This is a genomic window from Pseudonocardia charpentierae (genome assembly GCF_031845345.1).
GTDB lineage: Bacteria > Actinomycetota > Actinomycetes > Mycobacteriales > Pseudonocardiaceae > Pseudonocardia > Pseudonocardia charpentierae.
In genome coordinates, this window is the sequence record NZ_JAVREJ010000027.1 from 16,079 (window position 1) to 34,588 (window position 18,510).

An 18,510-nucleotide genomic window follows, 5' to 3' on the forward strand; every position below is an offset into this window, starting at 1 on the left:
CCGGGCGGCGCGGGTAGCCCGCTCGCATGGCAGTCGAACACGTGGACGACGAGCTGTGGAACGAGTTCCACCGCGTGGTGAACATGACCTCCCATGAGCTGCGCGACTGGCTGGTGACCCGCTCGGTGGACGAGGACGGCGCGGTCGAGCCGGGCACACAGGGTGGCATCGGATCGCCCACCGGGCAGGAGGTCCTGCACATCCTGGGCAAGCGCCGCACGGACCTCACCAAGGACGACGAGCGGGTGATGCGGAACGTCGTGCGGCGGATCACCGAGCAGCGCCGCGACGACCTGGAGCCGACGGCGGGCGAGGCGCACTGGCGGTACCGGCTGATGTCGATGGGTCACGACCCGCTGAAGCCGGTCGACTGACGGCTGTCCCACTCTTTCGAGTTCCCTCGACCGGGCAAGAAGTCGTACTGCGGGCAGAAACTACCCGCACTTTCCTCGTTCCGTCCCCCGATCGGGTGACATCCGTTTCGGGGGCACATCCTTCTCCGTCCTCACTCCTTGTACGGGATACGAGGTGCGCAACGGCGCGCCACGGGAACCAAGACGAGGAGTCCTTAAATGGGCGATTTCATCAACCTCAGCAACATCGGAATTCTCAGCGCTCAGACCGACAACCGGGGCCGGGTCGACCACTTCAACGTCGACAATTCCAGCAGCAGTGAGTGGGAGCAGGAGCGCGGCTACCGCGGCGGGTCTCGCGGCGGAAACCGCGGGCACGGCAGGGGTGGCAAGGGCGGCAAGGGCCGCTGCGACGACTGAGCCCACCGGTGGCGACGGCCCTGTTTGCTTCTCTGAATAGGGCCGTCGCCGGGTCACCACCCTTCTACCGACGACGCCGAGGCCATGACTCTCACCAGTCCGCGCAGGACCCCCCGCCACCGCGCCCCTCGCGGTCGCGCCCGTGCCGCGCTCCTCACCGAGACGCAGGCGTCGTTGGTCTCCGACGCTCCTCAGCTCACCGTCCGGCAGGTCTTCGCCCGCTTCTGGCCGTTGACCAAGCCCTTCCGGTTTCGGCTCGCGGTGTGCCTGGGATTCGTCGCCGTCGGCCCGGCGATGGACGCGGCCGGTATCTGGATCTTCAAGATCCTCGTCGACGACGTGCTCACGCCGCGCGATTTCGCGCTCTTCCCCATGATCGCCGCGGCCTACATCGGGATCGCCGTCCTGGGTGGACTCCTGTCCTTTGTCGACGACTATCTGTGCACGTGGGTCGGAGAACGGTTCGTCCTCAACCTGCGAACAACTCTTTTCGGGCACCTGCACCGCATGTCGCTCGGATTCTTCGAACGCCGCCAACTCGGCGATCTCATGTCGCGACTCTCCGGCGACGTCAACGCCATCGAGCAACTCGTGCTGTCCGGCGTCATGCAACTCATCGCGCACAGCCTGAAGATTGCGATATTCGGCGGCCTGCTGTTCTACCTGAACTGGAAACTCGCGCTCGCGTCGCTGATCGCGGCCCCGCTCTTCGCCGTCGTGTCCCGCCGTTTCTCCACGCGCATCAAGGCGGCGTCGCGCGAGAAGCGCCGCCGCACCGGCACGATCTCGGCCGTCGCCGAAGAGAGCCTGAGCAACGCCGCGCTCGTCCAGGCCTACGACCGCCAGGACGCCGAGACCCGGCGCTTCCACAAGGAGAACCTCGGCGCGTTCGCCGCCCAGATGATGGCCACGCGGCTACGGGCGACCTTCGGCCCGTTCATCGACCTGCTCGAGACCGGGGCCGTACTCCTGGTCGTCGGTTTGGGGATCTGGCAGCTCGCCTCGGACGAGATGACCCTCGGCGACCTGCTGGTGTTCATGGCCTACCTCGCGCAGCTCTACGGGCCCATCCGGGCGCTCGGTGGCCTGGCCAACACCGCGTACGCCGCCAGTGCCGGCGCCGAGCGGATCATCGAGATCCTCGACGAGAAGCCGTCGGTGACCGACCCGGTGACCCCACGCCCGTTCGGGCGCGCCCGCGGGGCCGTGCATCTCGACGGAGTCTCGTTCACCTATCCCGGCGTCGACGCGCCGTCGCTGGCCGACCTCCGGTTCTCCGTCGAACCGGGCCAGAAGCTCGCCGTGGTCGGCGCCAGCGGAGCGGGCAAGACGACGTTGACGAAGCTGCTGCTGCGCTTCTACGACCCCGACCGCGGGCGGATCACGCTCGACGGGGTGGACCTGCGCGAGATGACGCTCCACGACCTGCGCCGCAACCTCGCCGCCGTGCTGCAGGAGACGCTGGTCTTCGACGGCACCATCCGCGACAACCTCGTCTGGGGTCGGCCCGAGGCCCGCGAGCGCGAGATCGTCGCCGCGGCGGTCGCCGCCGACGCCCACGAGTTCATCTGCGCACTGCCGGACGGCTACGACACCCGCATCGGTCAGCGGGGCCGGATGCTGTCGGGCGGCCAGCGGCAACGCCTCGCAATCGCCCGAGCGATGATCCGCAACGCCCCCGTGTTGCTGCTCGACGAGCCGACGACCGGCCTCGACGCGGGCTCCACCGAGCGCGTCCTCACGCCGCTGCGACGGCTGATCGCCGGGCGCACGTCGTTGATCATCAGCCACAACCTGCTGACGGTGACGGACGCCGACCAGATCCTGTTCCTGGAGAAGGGACGGATCGCGGCCGCCGGCACCCACCCCGAGCTGCTCACGAGCTGCCCGGCGTACGCACAGCTGCACCGGCTGCATCACCCGGGGACGGCCGCACGTCCGCCCCGGACCGGCCGCCACGTCCCGCACCCGCGTCCCGGTCAGAGGGTCACCGCATGACCGCCGGGGCGTCAGAGGGCAGGTAACTCCTGGGTGCGCCCGATCAACGGGGCGAGGGGGTCGCCCGCCTCGCGCACCCGGGCCGGGACGTCCCTGACGGTCCAGCGGTCCGCCGCCAGGTCGGGGTCGTCCAGCTCGTCCCACGTAATCGGCACCGACACCGGCGCCCCTGCCCGCGGCCGCACGCTCCACGGCGCCACCAGCGTCTTGTAGACGATGTTCTGCGTGTAGTCGAGCCGGGCGCGGCCACCCCGGCGGTCCTTGGTCCATTCCCAGCTGACCAGCTCGGGCACGGTCGCACCTACGGCCCGCGAGACCTTCTCGACCCAGCCGCGGGTGTCCGCGTAGGTGTAACCGGCCCTGACCGGCACCCAGATCTGCACGCCGCGCTGGCCGGTCACCTTCGGGCCGCCTTCGACGCCGAGGTGCTGCAGCGCGGTGCGGAACAGCCGGGCCAGGACCAGGATCTCGTCGAACGACGTCCGGGTACCCGGGTCGATGTCGATCAGCGCCCAGGTCGGGCGCCGGGCCTCGGGCAACCGCCCGGTCCACGGGTGCAGCTCGACGGCGCCGAGGTTCGCCAGCCACGCCAGGGTCGGCACGCTGTCGGCCACCACGCGGCAGTCGGCGTCGTCCGGCCCCGCCTCCGGGTCGTGCCAGCGCGTCACCCACTCCGGCGCCCCGGCGGGAAGCTCCTGCTGCCAGAACCCGGGACGCTCGACGCCGTCCGGGTAGCGGTGCAGGTTCACGGGGCGACCGGCCAGGTAGGGCAGGAGCAACGGGGCGATGGTCGCGTAGTGGCGCACGATCTCGCGCTTGGTGACCGGCGGCTCTCCGTAGCGGCCGGGGAACAGCACCTTGTCCAGGTTGGTGAGCTTGACGTCGTGGCCCGCCACCGTCCACGGGCCGTTGCGACGCATGGCGTCGAGAGCGGCGAGCTCGTCGTCGGTCGGCGGCTCCCAGGAGCCGCCCCGGCCCAGCCGCACCTCGGCCTCGGCAGCGGGGACGCCGCTCTGCCACAGCGCGTCCGGGGCGGCGGCGACCTCGTCGTTCGTCCGTCCGCTGAGCACGGAGCGCGGGTGGTCGTCGGCGCTCCAGCCGTGCCGTGCGTGCTCGTCATTCTTGTGGACGAGCAGCCACTGCTCCTTCGACGAGTCCTTCCGGTTGCGGCGGATCAGCGCGAACCGGCCGGCCAGCTTCTCCCCCACCAGGTCGAAGTGCAGCTCGCCTGCGGCGATGGCGGCGGCCGGGTCGTCCGTGTGCGCGGGCGTCCACGTCCCGCGGTCCCAGACGATCACGTCGCCGCCGCCGTACTGGCCGCGTGGGATGACGCCCTCGAACCCCGCGTACTCGAGCGGATGGTCCTCGACGTGCACGGCCAGCTGGCGGGCGGCCGGATCGAGCGACGGCCCGCGCGGGACGGCCCAGCTGGCCAGCACGCCGTCGACCTCCAGCCGGAAGTCGTAGTGCAGGCGCCGCGCGCGATGGCGCTGGACGACGAAGTGGCCGCCTCCTGCGGCAGGGCTTCCGCCGGCCGGCTCGGCGGTGACGTCGAAGTCGCGCATGGCGCGGTACTGGGTCAGCTTCTCCTGGGCGAGCTCGTCCCCGGCGCGACTCGGCACGCAGAGTGAGTACCCCATGACGACGACACCCATGTAGTTCACCGAGGCCTGACCCGGCGCCACCCCGCCCGGCGCAGGATGGGCGCATGACCTTCGCCGTGCCCGTCGTCGACATCGCCCCCTACGTCACCGACGGGACCACCGAGGCCCGCGCCCGCACGGCAGCCGAGATGGACGCTGCGTGCCGGACGGTCGGGTTCGTGCAGATCGTGGGGCACGGCGTGGCTGCCGGGATCACCGACGGGCTCGCCACGGCGATGGACGGGCTGTTCGAGCGGCCGCTGGACGTCAAGAGCCGGTACCGGACGCCGCCCGAGGTCAACCGCGGGTACTCGCCGCCGAAGAGCGAGTCGCTGAGCCTGAGCCTCGGCGTGGAGTCGGCGACGCGGATGAACGACTTCTTCGAGGCGTTCAACGTGGGCGCGGCGGCATCCTGGTTCCCCGGTCTCGACCTGCCGCAGCCGGACTACGCGGAGAACACGTGGCCGGACGTGCCCGGGTTCCAGGATGCGGTATTGGCCTACTTCCACGAGGCCGCCCGCGTGGCCCGGACCCTGACCGCGGTGTTCGCGGACGCACTCGGCCTGCCCGCCGGCTTCTTCGACCGGTTCACCGGGCACTCGATCGACGTCCTGCGGATGAACAACTACGCGCTGCCGCCCGGGCAGATCGACCTCGACGGCGACCTGACCGGCATGGGCGAGCACACCGACTACGGCATCGTCACCGTGCTGTGGGCCGACCGGGTGGCAGGCCTGCAGGTGCTCGGCGGCGACCTTGCCTGGCACGACGTCATGCCGGACCCGGGCGCGCTGTTGGTCAACCTCGGCGACCTCACCGCCCGCTGGACGAACGAGCGGTGGCTCTCGACGTTGCACCGGGTCAAGCCGCCCGTGGTCGACGGGCGGATCGAGCGGCGCCGGTCGGCGGCGTTCTTCCACGACGGCGACCTCGACGCGCTCATCGAGACCATCCCGACGTGCCTCGCGCCCGGCGAGGCGCCGACCTACCCGCCGATCACGGTCGGCGAGCACCTGACGGCGAAGCTCGCGGGATCGCGGGCGGGAGTGCGCAACGTGTCGGCCGAGCGGGACGCCGCCCGGGTCCGAGCAGCCACATGAGCGTCAGTCGCGCGAGTAGTACGCGATCTTGTCGTCGAGCACCTGCAGCGCCGCCCGGGTGCGCTGGAGGCGATCGAGCATCTCCTCGCGCCGCCTGCCCAGGAACGCCACCCGGTCGTCCGCGGTCCACGTACCGCCGTGCTCGACGAAGGTGTCGAGCAGTTCCACGGCCCGTCGCTCGTCGACCGTGGTCCGTAGTTCATCGCCCCGAGGACGACCTGTGCACCTGTCATGTACCCAGCGTCGGTGCTGGAGCGCGCTTCAGGTCAAGCGCAGCCGCGGATCGGCCCCGTGCTTGACGCGGGAAGGCCGGGCCGGTACGAGTGACCTTCGCGGCAGTGATCGCGGATCATCACTCGACGCACAGGAGCGCGGCATGGCTCGCGACGGTTACGACGTCGTCATCGTCGGAGGCGGTTCGGCCGGCTGCGCGCTGGCCAACCGACTGTCGGCCGACCCCTCCACCCGGGTGCTGGTGCTGGAAGCGGGCCGCAGCGACTACCCGTGGGACGTGTTCGTCCACATGCCAGCCGCGCTGACGTTCCCCAGCGGCAGCCGGTTCTACGACTGGCGCTACGAGTCCGAGCCGGAGCCGCACATGGGCGGCAGGCGGATCGCGCACGCCCGGGGCAAGGTGCTGGGCGGCTCCAGCAGCATCAACGGGATGATCTTCCAGCGGGGCAACCCGCTGGACTACGAGCGGTGGGCCGCCGACCCCGGGATGGACACCTGGGACTACGCCCACTGCCTGCCCTACTTCATGCGCATGGAGACCTGCCTGGCCGCGGAGCCCGACGACCCGTTCCGCGGGCACAGCGGCCCGCTCGTCCTCGAGCGCGGCCCGGCGACGAACCCGCTGTTCGGCGCCTTCCTCCAGGCGGTGCAGGAGGCGGGCTACCCGCTCACCGACGACGTCAACGGGTACCGGCAGGAGGGCTTCGCCAAGTTCGACCGCAACGTCCACCGCGGGCGGCGGCTGTCGGCGGCCCGCGCGTACCTGCACCCCGTGATGTCGCGGCCGAACCTCGACGTCCGCACGGGTGCCCTGGTGACGAAGGTGGCATTCGACGGGACCCGCGCGGTCGGGGTCGAGTACTCGCACTGGGGCAGGTCGGTCCGGCGGGTGGACGCCGGCGAGGTCGTCCTGTGCGGCGGGGCGATCAACACGCCGCAGGTGCTGCAGCTGTCGGGCGTGGGCGATCCCGGGCTGCTGCGCGGGCTGGGCATCCCGGTGGTCGCCGGCCTGCCCGGCGTCGGCGAGAACCTCCAGGACCACCTGGAGGTCTACGTGCAGCACGAGTGCACGCAGCCCGTCTCGATGCAGCCCTACCTCAAGCTGCGGCACTACCCGGGGGTCGGCGCGCGCTGGCTCTTCCTGCGCAACGGGCCCGGCACCACGAACCACTTCGAGGCGGGCGGCTTCGCCCGCAGCAACGACGACGTGGACTACCCGAACCTGATGTTCCACTTCCTGCCGATCGCGGTGCGCTACGACGGCACGGCGCCCGCAGGCGGGCACGGCTACCAGGTGCACATCGGCCCGATGTACTCCGACTCCCGCGGCACCTGCACGATCACCAGCACGGACCCGCGCAAGCATCCCGCCCTGCGGTTCAACTACCTGTCGACCGACCAGGACCGCCGCGAGTGGGTCGAGGCGCTCCACGTGGCCCGCAAGATCCTCGAGCAGCCCGCCCTGCGGGCGTTCGACGCCGGCGAGGTCTCCCCCGGCCCGCAGGTCGAGTCCGACGAGCAGATCCTCGAGTGGGTGGCCCGCGACGCGGAGACCGCCCTGCACCCCAGCTGCACGGCCGCGATGGGCACCGGCCCGATGTCGGTCGTCGACCCGCTCACGATGCAGGTGCACGGCACGAGCGGCCTGCGGGTGGTCGACGCGTCGGTGATGCCGTACGTGACCAACGGCAACATCTACGCGCCGGTGATGATGGTGGCCGAGAAGGCGGCCGACATCATCCTGGGCAACACGCCCCTGCCGCCGGTGAAGGCCGAGTTCTACCGGCACCGGGCGGGCTGACCAGAGGCTAGAACCACCGCGCCGGCGCGGGGGCCGTGTTGTGCCAGATGTGCTTCTGCTCCTGGTACTCGTGCAGCCCCGTCGGGCCCAGCTCGCGGCCGTTGCCCGAGCGCTTCATGCCGCCCCACTCGGCTCCCGGGACGTACGGGCCGAAGTCGTTGATCCACACCGTGCCGTGGCGCAGGGCACCGGCCACCCGGTGGGCCCGCGCGGTGTCGGCCGACCAGACCGCTCCGGCCAGGCCGTAGGTGGTGTCGTTGCCCAGGGCGATCGCCTCGTCCTCGGTCCTGAAGCGCTCGACGGTCAGCAGCGGTCCGAACGTCTCCTCCCGGACGACCCGCATGCCGCGGTGGCAGCCGTCCAGCACGGTGGGGCGGTAGAAGTAGCCGTGCGCCAGCTCGGGGTCGTCAGGGCGGCAGCCGCCCGCCAGCACCTCGGCGCCTTCCGCCCGGGCCGAGGCGACGAAGTCCTCGATCTTGGCCCGGTGGGCCGCGGAGACGAGCGGGCCCGTCTGGCTGGCCGGGTCGAGCCCGTTGCCGATCCGGATCGCGTCGGCGCGCACGGCGAGCTCGGCGACGACGTCGTCGGCGATCGACTCCTCGACGATCAGCCGCGCGCCCGCGGAGCACACCTGCCCGGAGTGCAGGAAGACGGCGGTGAGCGCGTTGTCGACGACGGTCTCGAAGTCGCAGTCGGCGAACACGATGTTCGGGTTCTTGCCGCCCAGCTCCACCGCGACCCGCTTCACGGTGGCCGCGGACGCCCGGATGATCGCCTGCCCGGTGGCGAGGCCGCCGGTGAAGCTGACCATGTCGACGTCCGGGTGCTCGGTGAGCGGTGCCCCGACATCGGGGCCGGTACCGAGCAGGACGTTCACCACGCCGGGCGGGACGCCCGCCTCCTCGGCGAGCCGCACGAGCAGCACGGAGCTCAGCGGCGTCACCTCGGTCGGCTTGATCACGCAGGTGCACCCGGCGGCGAGCGCGGGGGCGAGCTTCCACGACAGCTGGAGCAGCGGGTAGTTCCAGGGGGTGATCAGCACGCACACCCCGACCGGCTCGTGCGCGATGCGGGAGAGGACGTGCGGCAGCCCGACGTCGACCGTCCGGCCCTCCTGGGTGGTGGCGAGGTCGGCGTAGTAGCGGAACACCGCCGTCACGTCGTCGACGTCGATCCGGCTCTCACCGAGGGTCTTGCCGGTGTCGAGCGTCTCGATGCGCGCGATGTGCTCCTTGTCGCGCTGGAGCAGGTCCGCGATGCGGCGCAGGAGCCCGGCCCGGTGCACGACCGAGGTGGCCCGCCAGCCCCGGGGATCGTCGAACGCGGCGCGGGCAGCGGCGACGGCGGCCTCGACGTCGTCAGGACCGGCCTGGTCGACCGTCTCGACGACGCTCGCGTCGAACGGGTTGAGCACCTCGACGGTCCCGCCGGAGCCGGCGGTCCACTTCCCGTCCACGAACTGGTTCGGCACGCGGCGATCGTCCTTTCACCTCAAGCGGGATCGAGCGGCGCCCGTGCCCGAAGTTCTCGGACACGGGCGCCCCTCGCGGCTCAGTGACTCCACCTGTGAGTCCCCGCCTTGCTTCGCGGCGGCGGGAACTCACAGGACATGCTTAGGCCTGCGCGGCCTGGAGCCAGGCGTTGACCTTGTCCGGGTTGGCGTCGACCCACTTCTGCGCGGCCTGGTCCGGGTCCATCTTGTCCTCGGCGATGGACTTGGCGACCAGGTTCTGGTCGTCGTTCGTCCACTTGAACGCCTTGACCAGCTTGTAGGCCGGGCCGTTGGCCTCGACGAACTTGGTTGCGACGATCTTGTTCAGGTCGTACTTCGGGTAGTCGCAGGCGATCTTCGCCGGGTCGGCGTCGCACCCCTCGGTGTACGGCGGCAGGTTCACCTTGACCAGAGGCACCTCGGACATGAACCACTGCGGCTCGTAGAAGTAGCCGAGCAGCGGCTTCTTGTTCGCCTCGGCCTGGCGGAACGCCTGGATCAACGCGGCCTCGCTGCCGGCGTACACGACCTTGTAGTTCAGGTTCAGGTTCTTGACCAGTGCCTCGTCGTTGGTGACGAACGACGGGTCGCCGTCCAGCAACTGCCCCTGCCCGCCCGACTCCGTGGTTTTGAACAGGTCGGCGTACTTGTTGAGGTTGTTCCAGTCGGTGATGTCCGGGTACTGCTGCGCCATCCACGGTGGGACGTACCAGCCGATGACGCCGACGTTGCCGTTCACCCCGGCGTCCTGGGCCGTCTTCTGGTCGGTGATGTACTTCTGCACGAGGTCCGGGTGGCCCCAGTTCTCGATCACCACGTCGACCTCGCTGTTGCCCATTCCCTGCCAGGCGACCTCTTCCTTGACGTTCTTGTACTCGACCTCGCAGCCGAGCTTGCTCTTGGCGACGTAGCCGACCACGTGCGCGGACGCCTCGTAGCCGACCCAGGGGTTGATCGCCATGTTGAGCTTGCCGCAGCTCGCGGCCTGGCCTCCGCCGCCGCTGGGCGCCGGGGCGTTCTGGATGTTGCCGCCACCGCAGGCGGCCAGGGACAGGCCCAGCACCGCCATGAGCGCGACGCGTCGCACAGCTCTCAGTTCCACGAGGGTTCCTCCTGATCAGCGCCGGCCGTAACGGGCCGCGGCGTATTGGGCGACTCGGTCGAGCATGATCCCCAGGGCCGTGATGGCGATGCCTGCGGCCAGCCCCTTGCCGAACAGCTGGCCCTGCGAGAACCCGGCGACCACGTAGTAGCCGAGCCCGCCCCCGCCGACCAGACCGCCGATGACCACCATCGACAGCACGTTCAGCAACCCCTGGTTGGACGCCAGCACCACGGCGGCCCGCGCCATCGGCAGCTGCACCCTGCTGATCATCTGCCAGGCCGTGGTGCCGGAGGCGCGCGCAGCCTCCACCGAGGTCGGGGACACGCCCCGGATGCCGTCGGCGATCAGCTTGGTGGCCACCGGCACCCCGAACGCGACCGCGGCGACGATCGCGGTGAACCGGGTGGGCCCGAACAGCGCCAGTGCGGGCACCAGGTAGACGAACGGCGGGATGGTCTGGAAGGCGTCCAGGATCGGCCGCACAGCCGTGTCGGCGCGTCGATTGCGGCCCATCCACACCCCGATGACCAGCGCGACGAGGATCACCGCCAAGGTGGCGACGATGGTGGTGGTCAGCGTCTTCATCGCTTCGTTCCACAGCCCGGTGCCCAGGATGACCAGCAGGCAGACCAGGGCGATCGCCGTCGGGCGCCAGCCGCCCGCCAGGTACGCGACGGCGAGCAGGACCAGGAACATCAGCCACCACGGCGAGCCGGCGAGCAGCGACTGCAGGGGGTTGAGCAGCACCGTGCTGACGACGCTGGTGAGCGCGCTGGTGAGGCCGGACACCGCACGCACCAGGGCATCGGTGAACGCGGTGACCCCGGCCGCCAGTGGCGTGCCGAGATCGGGCTCCGCCGGGAACTGGGCCAGCTGGATGTACAGCCGGGACAGGTAGACGCAGACCAGCGCGACGACCCCGCCCGCGATGAGCCCGATCCTCCGGCTGCGCGGAGTCCCGCCTCTGCGGGTGGCCACCTCGGCCCGTTCGCTGGCCGCGGTGGTGGTGCGGTCCAGCACGATGGCCATGATCACGATGGCGATGCCGCTGACGAAGGCGTTGCCGATGTCCAGGCTCTGCAGCGCCTGGGCCACCGGCTGCCCCAGCCCCGGTCCGTTGATCAGGGCCGCGATGGTGGCCATGGACAGCGCGGCCATCGTGCACTGGTTCAGGCCCACGATGATGGTCCGCCGGGCCATCGGCAGCTGAACCGTGCGCAGGATCTGCCAGCGGCTGGTGCCCATCGAGCGCGCGGCCTCGATGGTCGTCGGGGACACCGAGCGGATGCCGTGCGCGGTGATCCGGGCCAGCGGCGGCAGCGCGTAGATCAGTGTCGTGACCACGGCCGAGGCCGGGCCGATGCCGAACAGCAGTACCAGCGGGGCCAGGTAGGCGAACGACGGCATGGTCTGCATCGCGTCCAGGATGGGCGTGAGCACCGCGGTGGCCCGACGGCTGCGGGCCATCCAGATGCCCATCGGGATCCCGATGACCACGCACACCAGCACCGCCACCAACGTGACGATCAGCAGGTCGATGCTGTCTTCCCAGTAGCCGAGGAAGCCGAAGAGCAGCAGCCCGACCAGCACCATCACCGCCGAGCGCAACCCGGCCAGCGCGTAGGCCAGCCAGCTGAAGATCGCGACGACGCCGAGCCACCCGATCTCCGGCACCGGCCGCGGGAAGGACGGCTGGCTGAGCAGATCTCGCAGGCCGGTGACGGTCGCGTCGATGACCGCACTGATACCGCCGATGACGTACTCGAAGAAGAAGCTGCCCGCGCGGGCCTGGTCGAACCCGTCGCGAATGCTGTTGAGCCAGAGGTGGAAATCGGTCAGGTCGGCGCCGCCGATCTCCAGGGTCGCCGTGCCCTGGAAGATCGCCCAGCCGAGCACCCAGACCACGAGCACGCCCAGCAGCAGCCGGCCGTTGCCCGGCATCCGCCTCTTCCGGTCACCGCCGCCCGGAGGGGCGGTCGGCCGCTCGAGCGTCGTGGTCATCGCCCTGCCGCCTGCTCGACCGGGTCGTGCCGGGCCGACACGTGCGTGTCCGCCGTCGTCGGGCGGTCGGCGCCCGCGGGTTCCTCGATGGGCTCGTCCTCGGCCACCACCACGCGCAGGATCGCCTCGTCGTCGACCACGCCGACCATCTCGTCGCCGTCGAAGACGCGCACCGGCCGGTCGGCGTCGAGCACTCCGCGCGCGGCGTCGCGGATGATCCGGTCGGCGGGCATCGCCGGACCGTCGAGCGCCTCGCCGGGACGCGGCGGCCGCATCACCCACCGCAACGTCAGCACGTGCGACCGCGGCACCTCGGAGACGAAGTCGCGCACGTAGTCGTCCGCGGGCGCGCCCACCACCTGGGCGGGCGTGCCGATCTGCACGATCTCCCCGTCGCGCATGATCAGGATCCGGTCGCCGAGCTTGAGCGCCTCCTGCAGGTCGTGCGTAATGAAGATCATCGTCTTGCCGACCTCGTGGTGCAGCCGGATGACCTCGTTCTGCATGTCCCGGCGGATCAGCGGGTCGAGCGCGGAGAACGGCTCGTCGAACATCAGCACCTGCGGGTCGACGGCCAGTGCCCTGGCCAGCCCGACCCGCTGCTGCATGCCGCCCGAGAGCTGGTCGGGGTAGGAGTCCTCGTACCCGGTCAGCCCCACCAGGTCGACCATCTCCTTGGCCCGGGCGCGGCGCTTCGCCTTGTCCTCGCCGCGCACCTCCAACGGGTAGGACACGTTGTCGATCACCTTGCGGTGCGGCAGCAGGCCGAAGTGCTGGAACACCATCGACACGTGGCGCCTGCGCAGCTCGCGGAGCTCGACGTCGGACGCGCCGGTGATCTCCTCGCCGTTCATCACCACGCGCCCGGAGGTCGGCTCGATGAGCCGGGTGAGCAGCCGGATCAGGGTGGACTTGCCCGAGCCGGACAGGCCCATCACCACGAACACCTCGCCGGGCGACACCTCGAACGAGACGTCCTTGACGGCCATCACGCAGCCGGTCTTGGCCTGGAGGTCCTTGCGCGACAGGTCCGCATCGGGGCTGCCGATGATCTTGTCGGCTCCGCTCCCGAAGATCTTCCACAGGCTGTCGACGGCCAGCGCGGCGTCGTGTGCGGACGATGTCATCGAAGTCCTCCACCGGGAAAGAGCTGGGCTCGCGTTGATCCTGTCCGTCCGGGCGGGTACGTCAAGGTTTGAGTTCGAATTGAGGCCGCGTGTCACCCAGAGCCAGCGGTGATCGACGTTTCGGTGACATGAGCTTCACCAATGCAGGTCATGTCCCCGAAACGGCGGTCAATCGCTCGAATCGGTCGAATCGGTGAGCAGCTCCGCGAGGGCGAGCTCCAGAAGCTGATCGCCGGCGACGATCTCCTCCAGCGGCAGGCCGATCGCGCCCGCCGCCCGCTCCGCCGCAGCACGGACGCGGGCGGTGGGGTGCTGGGCCAGCCAGACGACGCGGCGGTAGTGGCCGAAGTAGTCGTCGCGCAGCTCCGGGAAGCGGTCGAGGCCGAGTTCGACGACGACCGAGCGGTGGAACGAGGTCGCGAGGAAGTCGGTGAGCACGTAGGTGCCGGGCTCGGCCTCCAGCAGCGCGCGCATCCGCTCCGTCCCGGCGAACAGCTCGTAGCAGTCGGTGCCCGGCAGCCGGGGCACCGCGAGCCGGGCGCACACGTCGTCCAACGCCCCGTAGGTCCCGCAGTCGGCGTAGGCGACCGCGACGCGCGCGTACCGGGGCGCCAGCTCGTGGACGCGCTGCTCGACCGCGGCGGCGATCCGGTCGGGCCGGTTGTGCAGCAGCGGCGGCAGTGGGTGCACGTCGACGGGCCAGTCGCGGCGGGTCGCGACGTCGGCGACGTGCCGGGCGATCGCCCCGCAGGCCACGACCGCCACGCGGGCGCCGAGAAATGCAGCATGGTGGCTTTGCTGCACTCCCACCGCAGCAAAGCCACCATGCTGCGATACAGAACCGGCGCGCGACCCCCGATCGTCAGACGGGGAAAGCGAGGCGGTCGACGAACCGGTCGTTGAAGTCGGGGCGGTCGGAGAGTTCGACGTAGTGCACCTCCTCCAGCAGCGCCTGCGCCGCAGCCCGCTCGCGCAGCGACAGCAGGGCCATCTTCGCCCCCTCCCCCGCCACGTTGCCCGCGCTGACGATGCGCAGCAGCGCGACCTCGGGCACCAGGCCGATCCGCACCGCGCTGGACGGCGACAGGTAGCTGCCGAACGACCCCGCGAGCAGCACCTGGGCGACGTCCGCGGCCGTCAGCCCCTGCTCCTCGAGCAGCAGCATCCAGCCCGTCGCGATCGCCGCCTTGGCGAACTGCAGCTCGCGGATGTCGCGCTGGGACAGGTAGAGCCAGTCGGCCGGGTCCTCACCGAGCTCGGCCCCGGACTCAGCGCCCCGGGCCGCCAGCACGAACACCCGCTCCTGGCCGACCAGCCGCAACCGCGCAGCGAGCCCCGGCGGCACTCCGGGGGAGTCTGCGGCGACCAACCGCCCCGAGGCGTCGACCAGGCCGGCGCCGACCATGGCCGCGACGGCGTCGACGAGCCCGGAGCCGGCCAGGCCGACCGGGGCGACGTCGCCGATGACCTGCAGCAGCACGTCCTCGTCGCTGATCTTCACGCCCTCGACCGCGCCCGGGGCGGCGCGCATCCCGCACCGGATGGCCGCGCCCTCGAACGCCGGCCCGGCGGGTGCCGCCGTCGCGAGCAGGCGGTCGCCGGCGGCCAGCAGGATCTCGCAGTTCGTGCCGATGTCGATGAACAGCCGGATCCGCCGGTCGCGGTCCATCCCCGACGCGAGCGCGCCCGCGACGATGTCGCCGCCGACGTAGGCGCCGAGAGCGGGGAAGACGTACGCCCGAGCCCGGGGGTGGGCGACGACGCCGAGGTCAGCGGCGACGAGGTCGTCGAAGGACCGCGACGCCATGACGAACGGGGCGACTCCCAGCGGCTCGGGCGGAATGCCCAGCGCGAGGTGGACCATCGTGGCGTTGCCTGCCAGGGCGATCTCGTAGACCTCGCGCCGCTCGACACCGCCGTCGGCGCACACCTCGCCGACGAGCTGGTCGAGGCCCTCGTGGGCCAGCGCGGTGAGCCGGCCGAGCGAGTCGGGGTCCATCATCGTCGCGCTGATCCGGGTGATCACGTCGGCGCCGTAGGGCTGCTGGGGGTTGAGCAGCGACGCGACGGCGACCGGGGTACCGGTGGCCAGGTCCAGCAGGGTCGCGACGACGGTCGTCGTGCCGAGGTCGAACGCGATGCCGAACAGCCGCTCGGTGGTGTCGCCCGGCTCGACGTCGACGAGCACGTCGTCCACGACCACCGCCGTCACGGTGAAGTCGGCGGCGCCCCCGTCCGCGGGACGCAGCACCCGGGCCAGGTCCCGCACCGCAGGCAGGCCGACCCGCAGCTCCAGGTCGGGCAGCGCGTCGCGCAGGCGCTCGAGGTCCGTGCGCTGGTCGGACAGCGTCGGCTCGGGCAGCGTCACGCAGCGCTTCTGCACGGCGGGGCGCAGAATCACCTGGCGCCCGACGCCGACCGTGGCCGCCTTCGGCCGCGTGACCAGCGGCGGCACCTCGACCCGCAGGTCCTGCTCGGCCCGCGCGCGGCAGGCCAGCCGCCAGCCGGCGCGCAGCTCGTCCGGGCTGAACGCGCGCGGATCCAGCCGCGACACCGGGACGTCGCCCTCGACGACCCGCATCCGGCACTTCTTGCACGTGCCGTGCCCGCCGCAGGTGGAGTCGACGGCGATGCCGTTCCAGCTCGCGGCGTCGAACAGCGTGGCCCCGCCGGGGACCCGCACCTCTTTCGGGCGGGCCCCGTCGGGCTCGAAGCGGATGCTCACCCGGTCCGGCGGGGGCGGATCGGAGGAGGGCGGGTCCGGGAGGGCGCTCACCGTCAGGCCGTCTGCTCCGCCGCGGCCTTCGCGGCGGCGACCGCGGCACGGGACCGGGCGATCCACGCGGCGCCCCAGTCGTCATTGCCGAGCAGCAGGTCCGCGGCCTTGACCGCCTCGACCATCTGCGGCGCCCGCACGTCCATGATCGCGCTGGTCAGCCCGCACTGCATGGCCATCGGCAGGAACGCCGCACCCAGCGCGGCACGTCCGGGCATGCCGAACGAGACGTTCCCGGCGCCGAGGGTCATGTTCAGGCCGAACTCGTCGTGGATCAACTCGATGGTCCGCAGCGTGGTCTTGACCAGCGAGGTGTCCGCCCCGATCGGCATCGCCAGCGGGTCGATGACGATGTCCTCGATCGGGATCTCGTACTCGCCCACTGCCACGTCGAGGATCTTCTTCGTGATTTCCAGCCGGCGCTCGGGCTCGTCCGGGATCTCGTCCTCCTCGTTGGGCAGGGCGATCACCGCCGCCCCGTACCGCTTGACGATCGGGAGGATCGCGTCCATCCGCTCGCGCTCGCCAGTGATCGAGTTGACCAGCGCCTTGCCCCGGTACGCCCCGAGCCCGGCCTCCAGAGCCTCGATGACCGAAGAGTCGATGCAGAGCGGGAGGTCGGTGAGCTCCTGCACCATCGTGACGGCCTTGGCGAGCAGCTCGGCCTCGTCGGCGAGCGGGACGCCCATGTTGACGTCCAGCATCGTCGCGCCGCCCGCGACCTGCTGCTCGACGTCGACGGCGATCCGCGAGAGGTCGCCCTTGCGGAGCTGCTCGGCGAAGATCTTGCGGCCCGTCGGGTTCAGCCGCTCGCCGATGAGGCAGAACGGCTGGTCCGAGCCGATGACGACCTCGCGGGTCGCCGACCGGATGACGGTGTGCTTCACGTCGGACATGTCGGTCAGACTCCTACGGCGGCGCGGCGGGCGGCGAGCAGTTCCTTGGCCTTGCGGACGGCGGTGGCGGCGTCGGCGGCGTACCCGTCGGCCCCCACCGCGTCGGCGTACTCCTGGGTGACCGGGGCGCCCCCGACCATCACGATCACCTGGTCGCGCAGGCCCGCCTTCTGCAGCGCGTTGATGTTGGCCTTGAACATCGGCATCGTGGTGGTGAGGAACGCGGAGAAGCCGACGATGTCCGGCTTGTGCTCGTGGATCCCGGCGATCACCTTCTCCGGCGACACCTGCACGCCGAGGTCGATCACGTGGAAGCCTGCGCCCTCGAGCATGATGTTCACGAGGTTCTTGCCGATGTCGTGCACGTCGCCCTTGACGGTGCTCATGAGGAACGTCCCGACGGTCTGCGCGCCGGTCTCGGCGAGCAGCGGGCGCAGGATGTCCAGGGCACCGCTCATCGCCTTGCCGGCCACGAGCATCTCGGGCACGAAGAAGTCGCCGCGCTCGAAGCGGGCGCCGACCTCCTCCAGCGAGGGGATCAGCGCGTCGAAGAGCATCGACTCCGGCGTGAGGCCACTGGCGAGCCCCTCGTTGGTCAGCTCGAGCACGCGCGGCTTGTTGCCGACCAGGGTCTCGTCGTAGAGCCCCCGCAGGATCTCGGCGTGGTCCGTCATACCGACCCTTCCTTCATGCCCAGACCTTCTTTCAACGCAAGTCGTCCTTCCGGGCGAGGTTGGTGGCCCAGCAGCGCCGACAGGCCGCGAAGCTCGGCCACCAGGAGGTCGCCGAGCCGGGTGATGCCGTACTCGTTGATGCGGTTCGTCGGTCCGGAGACCGACACGGCCGCGACGACGGTGCCGTCGACGGTCCGCACGGGGGCACTCACGGCGGTGAGTCCCAGCTCCAGTTCGTCGAGCGACGCCGCCCAGCCCCGGCGGCGCACCTCGACGAGGGCGTGGTCGAACTGGGCGCGGTCCACCGGGGAGTGTGCCGTGCGGCGTTCCAGGTTCCCGAGCGGGAGCGCGAGCGCCCCGAAGGCGTAGAGCACCTTGCCCAGCGCCGTGCAGTGCGCGGGCACGTCCACGCCGATCCAGTTCACCGCTCCGACGAGGTAGCGGCTGTCGACCTGGTCGATCATCACGAGCGCACCGCCGCGCGGCACGGCGAGGTTCACCGTCTCCCGGGAGAGGTCCGAGAGGTGCTCCATCGTGGGGCGAGCGAGTTCCGAGAGGTCGTGCAGGGCGCTCGGCCGGGCGGCGTGCAGCGAGAACAGCGCGCCCGGCCGGAACGCGCCGGCGCGGTCGCGGTGCACCAGCCGGCTGCGCTCCAGCGCCTGCAGGAGTCGGGAGGTCGTGGATTTGGCCAACCCGGTCTCGTCGACCAGCGAGCTGAAGGTGCGCGGCGTCCCCGATTCGACGATCAGGCCGAGCAGGGCACTGGCGCGTTCGACCGCCTGGCTTCCTGTCTGCGTCGCCATGGAGATCCGCCTCAAAGTTCTACAATGTGGAACCGCTGTTCCGTCAATTGCGGTTACTGTGACGCCGGTCGCCCGGCCCGTCAAGTG

At 71.0% G+C, this 18,510-nt stretch carries 16 protein-coding genes; 5 read left to right on the top strand and 11 right to left on the bottom strand.

The genetic code is table 11. The annotated features are described in order from the left end of the window. Window positions 1-26 precede the first annotated feature (26 nt). The 3 genes from RM445_RS27030 to RM445_RS27040 all read left to right on the top strand — a co-directional run bounded on the left by RM445_RS27030 (window position 27) and on the right by RM445_RS27040 (window position 2,771). Window positions 27-374 carry a DUF3140 domain-containing protein gene (locus RM445_RS27030; protein WP_311559686.1) on the top strand — a complete coding sequence of 116 codons (348 nt, stop codon included), beginning with the start codon at window positions 27-29 and terminating at the stop codon, window positions 372-374. Between the two features lie 198 nt (window positions 375-572). Further along, a complete protein-coding gene (locus RM445_RS27035) occupies window positions 573-773 on the top strand; it encodes a hypothetical protein (RefSeq protein WP_311559687.1) in 201 nt (66 codons plus the stop codon). 84 nt (window positions 774-857) lie between these two features. Then, entirely contained in the window at window positions 858-2,771 is a 1,914-nt protein-coding gene (locus tag RM445_RS27040) for an ABC transporter ATP-binding protein (RefSeq protein ID WP_311559688.1), read from the top strand. 11 nt (window positions 2,772-2,782) lie between these two features. Here the strand turns inward: RM445_RS27040 and ligD are convergent, their stop codons facing one another. Then, entirely contained in the window at window positions 2,783-4,426 is a 1,644-nt protein-coding gene (gene ligD, locus RM445_RS27045; protein WP_311559689.1) for a non-homologous end-joining DNA ligase LigD, read from the bottom strand. A 53-nt stretch (window positions 4,427-4,479) separates the two neighbouring features. Between ligD and RM445_RS27050 the strand changes: the two genes are divergently transcribed. Continuing rightward, window positions 4,480-5,514, top strand: a complete 1,035-nt coding sequence (locus RM445_RS27050; RefSeq protein ID WP_311559690.1) for an isopenicillin N synthase family dioxygenase — start codon at window positions 4,480-4,482, stop codon at window positions 5,512-5,514. Between the two features lie 3 nt (window positions 5,515-5,517). Here the strand turns inward: RM445_RS27050 and RM445_RS27055 are convergent, their stop codons facing one another. Beyond that, entirely contained in the window at window positions 5,518-5,682 is a 165-nt protein-coding gene (locus RM445_RS27055; RefSeq protein WP_311559691.1) for a MerR family transcriptional regulator, read from the bottom strand. A gap of 208 nt (window positions 5,683-5,890) precedes the next feature. Between RM445_RS27055 and betA the strand changes: the two genes are divergently transcribed. Beyond that, complete coding sequence (gene betA, locus RM445_RS27060; RefSeq protein ID WP_311559692.1) at window positions 5,891-7,549, top strand: choline dehydrogenase; 1,659 nt, start codon at window positions 5,891-5,893, stop codon at window positions 7,547-7,549. A 7-nt stretch (window positions 7,550-7,556) separates the two neighbouring features. Here the strand turns inward: betA and RM445_RS27065 are convergent, their stop codons facing one another. The 9 genes from RM445_RS27065 to RM445_RS27105 form a co-directional block, all read right to left on the bottom strand. Continuing rightward, window positions 7,557-9,020 carry an aldehyde dehydrogenase family protein gene (locus tag RM445_RS27065; protein ID WP_311559693.1) on the bottom strand — a complete coding sequence of 488 codons (1,464 nt, stop codon included), beginning with the start codon at window positions 9,018-9,020 and terminating at the stop codon, window positions 7,557-7,559. A 142-nt stretch (window positions 9,021-9,162) separates the two neighbouring features. Further along, complete coding sequence (locus RM445_RS27070; RefSeq protein WP_311559694.1) at window positions 9,163-10,143, bottom strand: ABC transporter substrate-binding protein; 981 nt, start codon at window positions 10,141-10,143, stop codon at window positions 9,163-9,165. Window positions 10,144-10,158: 15 nt separating this feature from the next. Further along, window positions 10,159-12,147, bottom strand: a complete 1,989-nt coding sequence (locus RM445_RS27075) for an ABC transporter permease (protein WP_311559695.1) — start codon at window positions 12,145-12,147, stop codon at window positions 10,159-10,161. After that, complete coding sequence (locus RM445_RS27080) at window positions 12,144-13,274, bottom strand: quaternary amine ABC transporter ATP-binding protein (protein WP_311559696.1); 1,131 nt, start codon at window positions 13,272-13,274, stop codon at window positions 12,144-12,146. The genes RM445_RS27075 and RM445_RS27080 overlap by 4 nt, the downstream gene beginning before the upstream one ends. 168 nt (window positions 13,275-13,442) lie before the next feature. Continuing rightward, window positions 13,443-14,084 carry a DUF1638 domain-containing protein gene (locus RM445_RS27085; protein WP_311559697.1) on the bottom strand — a complete coding sequence of 214 codons (642 nt, stop codon included), beginning with the start codon at window positions 14,082-14,084 and terminating at the stop codon, window positions 13,443-13,445. A gap of 52 nt (window positions 14,085-14,136) precedes the next feature. Continuing rightward, the gene (locus RM445_RS27090) at window positions 14,137-16,050 is read right to left on the bottom strand and encodes an ASKHA domain-containing protein (protein WP_311559698.1); all 1,914 of its coding nucleotides are present in this window, start codon (window positions 16,048-16,050) and stop codon (window positions 14,137-14,139) included. Between the two features lie 2 nt (window positions 16,051-16,052). Next, entirely contained in the window at window positions 16,053-16,946 is an 894-nt protein-coding gene (locus RM445_RS27095) for a dihydropteroate synthase (protein WP_311559699.1), read from the bottom strand. A 5-nt stretch (window positions 16,947-16,951) separates the two neighbouring features. Beyond that, a complete protein-coding gene (locus RM445_RS27100; protein ID WP_311559700.1) occupies window positions 16,952-17,620 on the bottom strand; it encodes a corrinoid protein in 669 nt (222 codons plus the stop codon). Then, the gene (locus RM445_RS27105) at window positions 17,617-18,423 is read right to left on the bottom strand and encodes an IclR family transcriptional regulator (RefSeq protein WP_311559701.1); all 807 of its coding nucleotides are present in this window, start codon (window positions 18,421-18,423) and stop codon (window positions 17,617-17,619) included. The genes RM445_RS27100 and RM445_RS27105 overlap by 4 nt, the downstream gene beginning before the upstream one ends. Between the last annotated feature and the right edge of the window lie 87 nt (window positions 18,424-18,510).

Bases quoted from the DNA above. Each gene is read 5' to 3' on its own strand.
- RM445_RS27105 (WP_311559701.1), bottom strand. From the start codon at position 18,423: ATGGCGACGCAGACAGGAAGCCAGGCGGTCGAACGCGCCAGTGCCCTG.
- RM445_RS27030 (WP_311559686.1), top strand. From the start codon at position 27: ATGGCAGTCGAACACGTGGACGACGAGCTGTGGAACGAGTTCCACCGC.
- RM445_RS27075 (WP_311559695.1), bottom strand. From the start codon at position 12,147: ATGACCACGACGCTCGAGCGGCCGACCGCCCCTCCGGGCGGCGGTGAC.
- RM445_RS27100 (WP_311559700.1), bottom strand. From the start codon at position 17,620: ATGACGGACCACGCCGAGATCCTGCGGGGGCTCTACGACGAGACCCTG.
- RM445_RS27035 (WP_311559687.1), top strand. From the start codon at position 573: ATGGGCGATTTCATCAACCTCAGCAACATCGGAATTCTCAGCGCTCAG.
- RM445_RS27095 (WP_311559699.1), bottom strand. From the start codon at position 16,946: ATGTCCGACGTGAAGCACACCGTCATCCGGTCGGCGACCCGCGAGGTC.
- RM445_RS27040 (WP_311559688.1), top strand. From the start codon at position 858: ATGACTCTCACCAGTCCGCGCAGGACCCCCCGCCACCGCGCCCCTCGC.
- betA (WP_311559692.1), top strand. From the start codon at position 5,891: ATGGCTCGCGACGGTTACGACGTCGTCATCGTCGGAGGCGGTTCGGCC.
- RM445_RS27050 (WP_311559690.1), top strand. From the start codon at position 4,480: ATGACCTTCGCCGTGCCCGTCGTCGACATCGCCCCCTACGTCACCGAC.
- RM445_RS27080 (WP_311559696.1), bottom strand. From the start codon at position 13,274: ATGACATCGTCCGCACACGACGCCGCGCTGGCCGTCGACAGCCTGTGG.
- ligD (WP_311559689.1), bottom strand. From the start codon at position 4,426: ATGGGTGTCGTCGTCATGGGGTACTCACTCTGCGTGCCGAGTCGCGCC.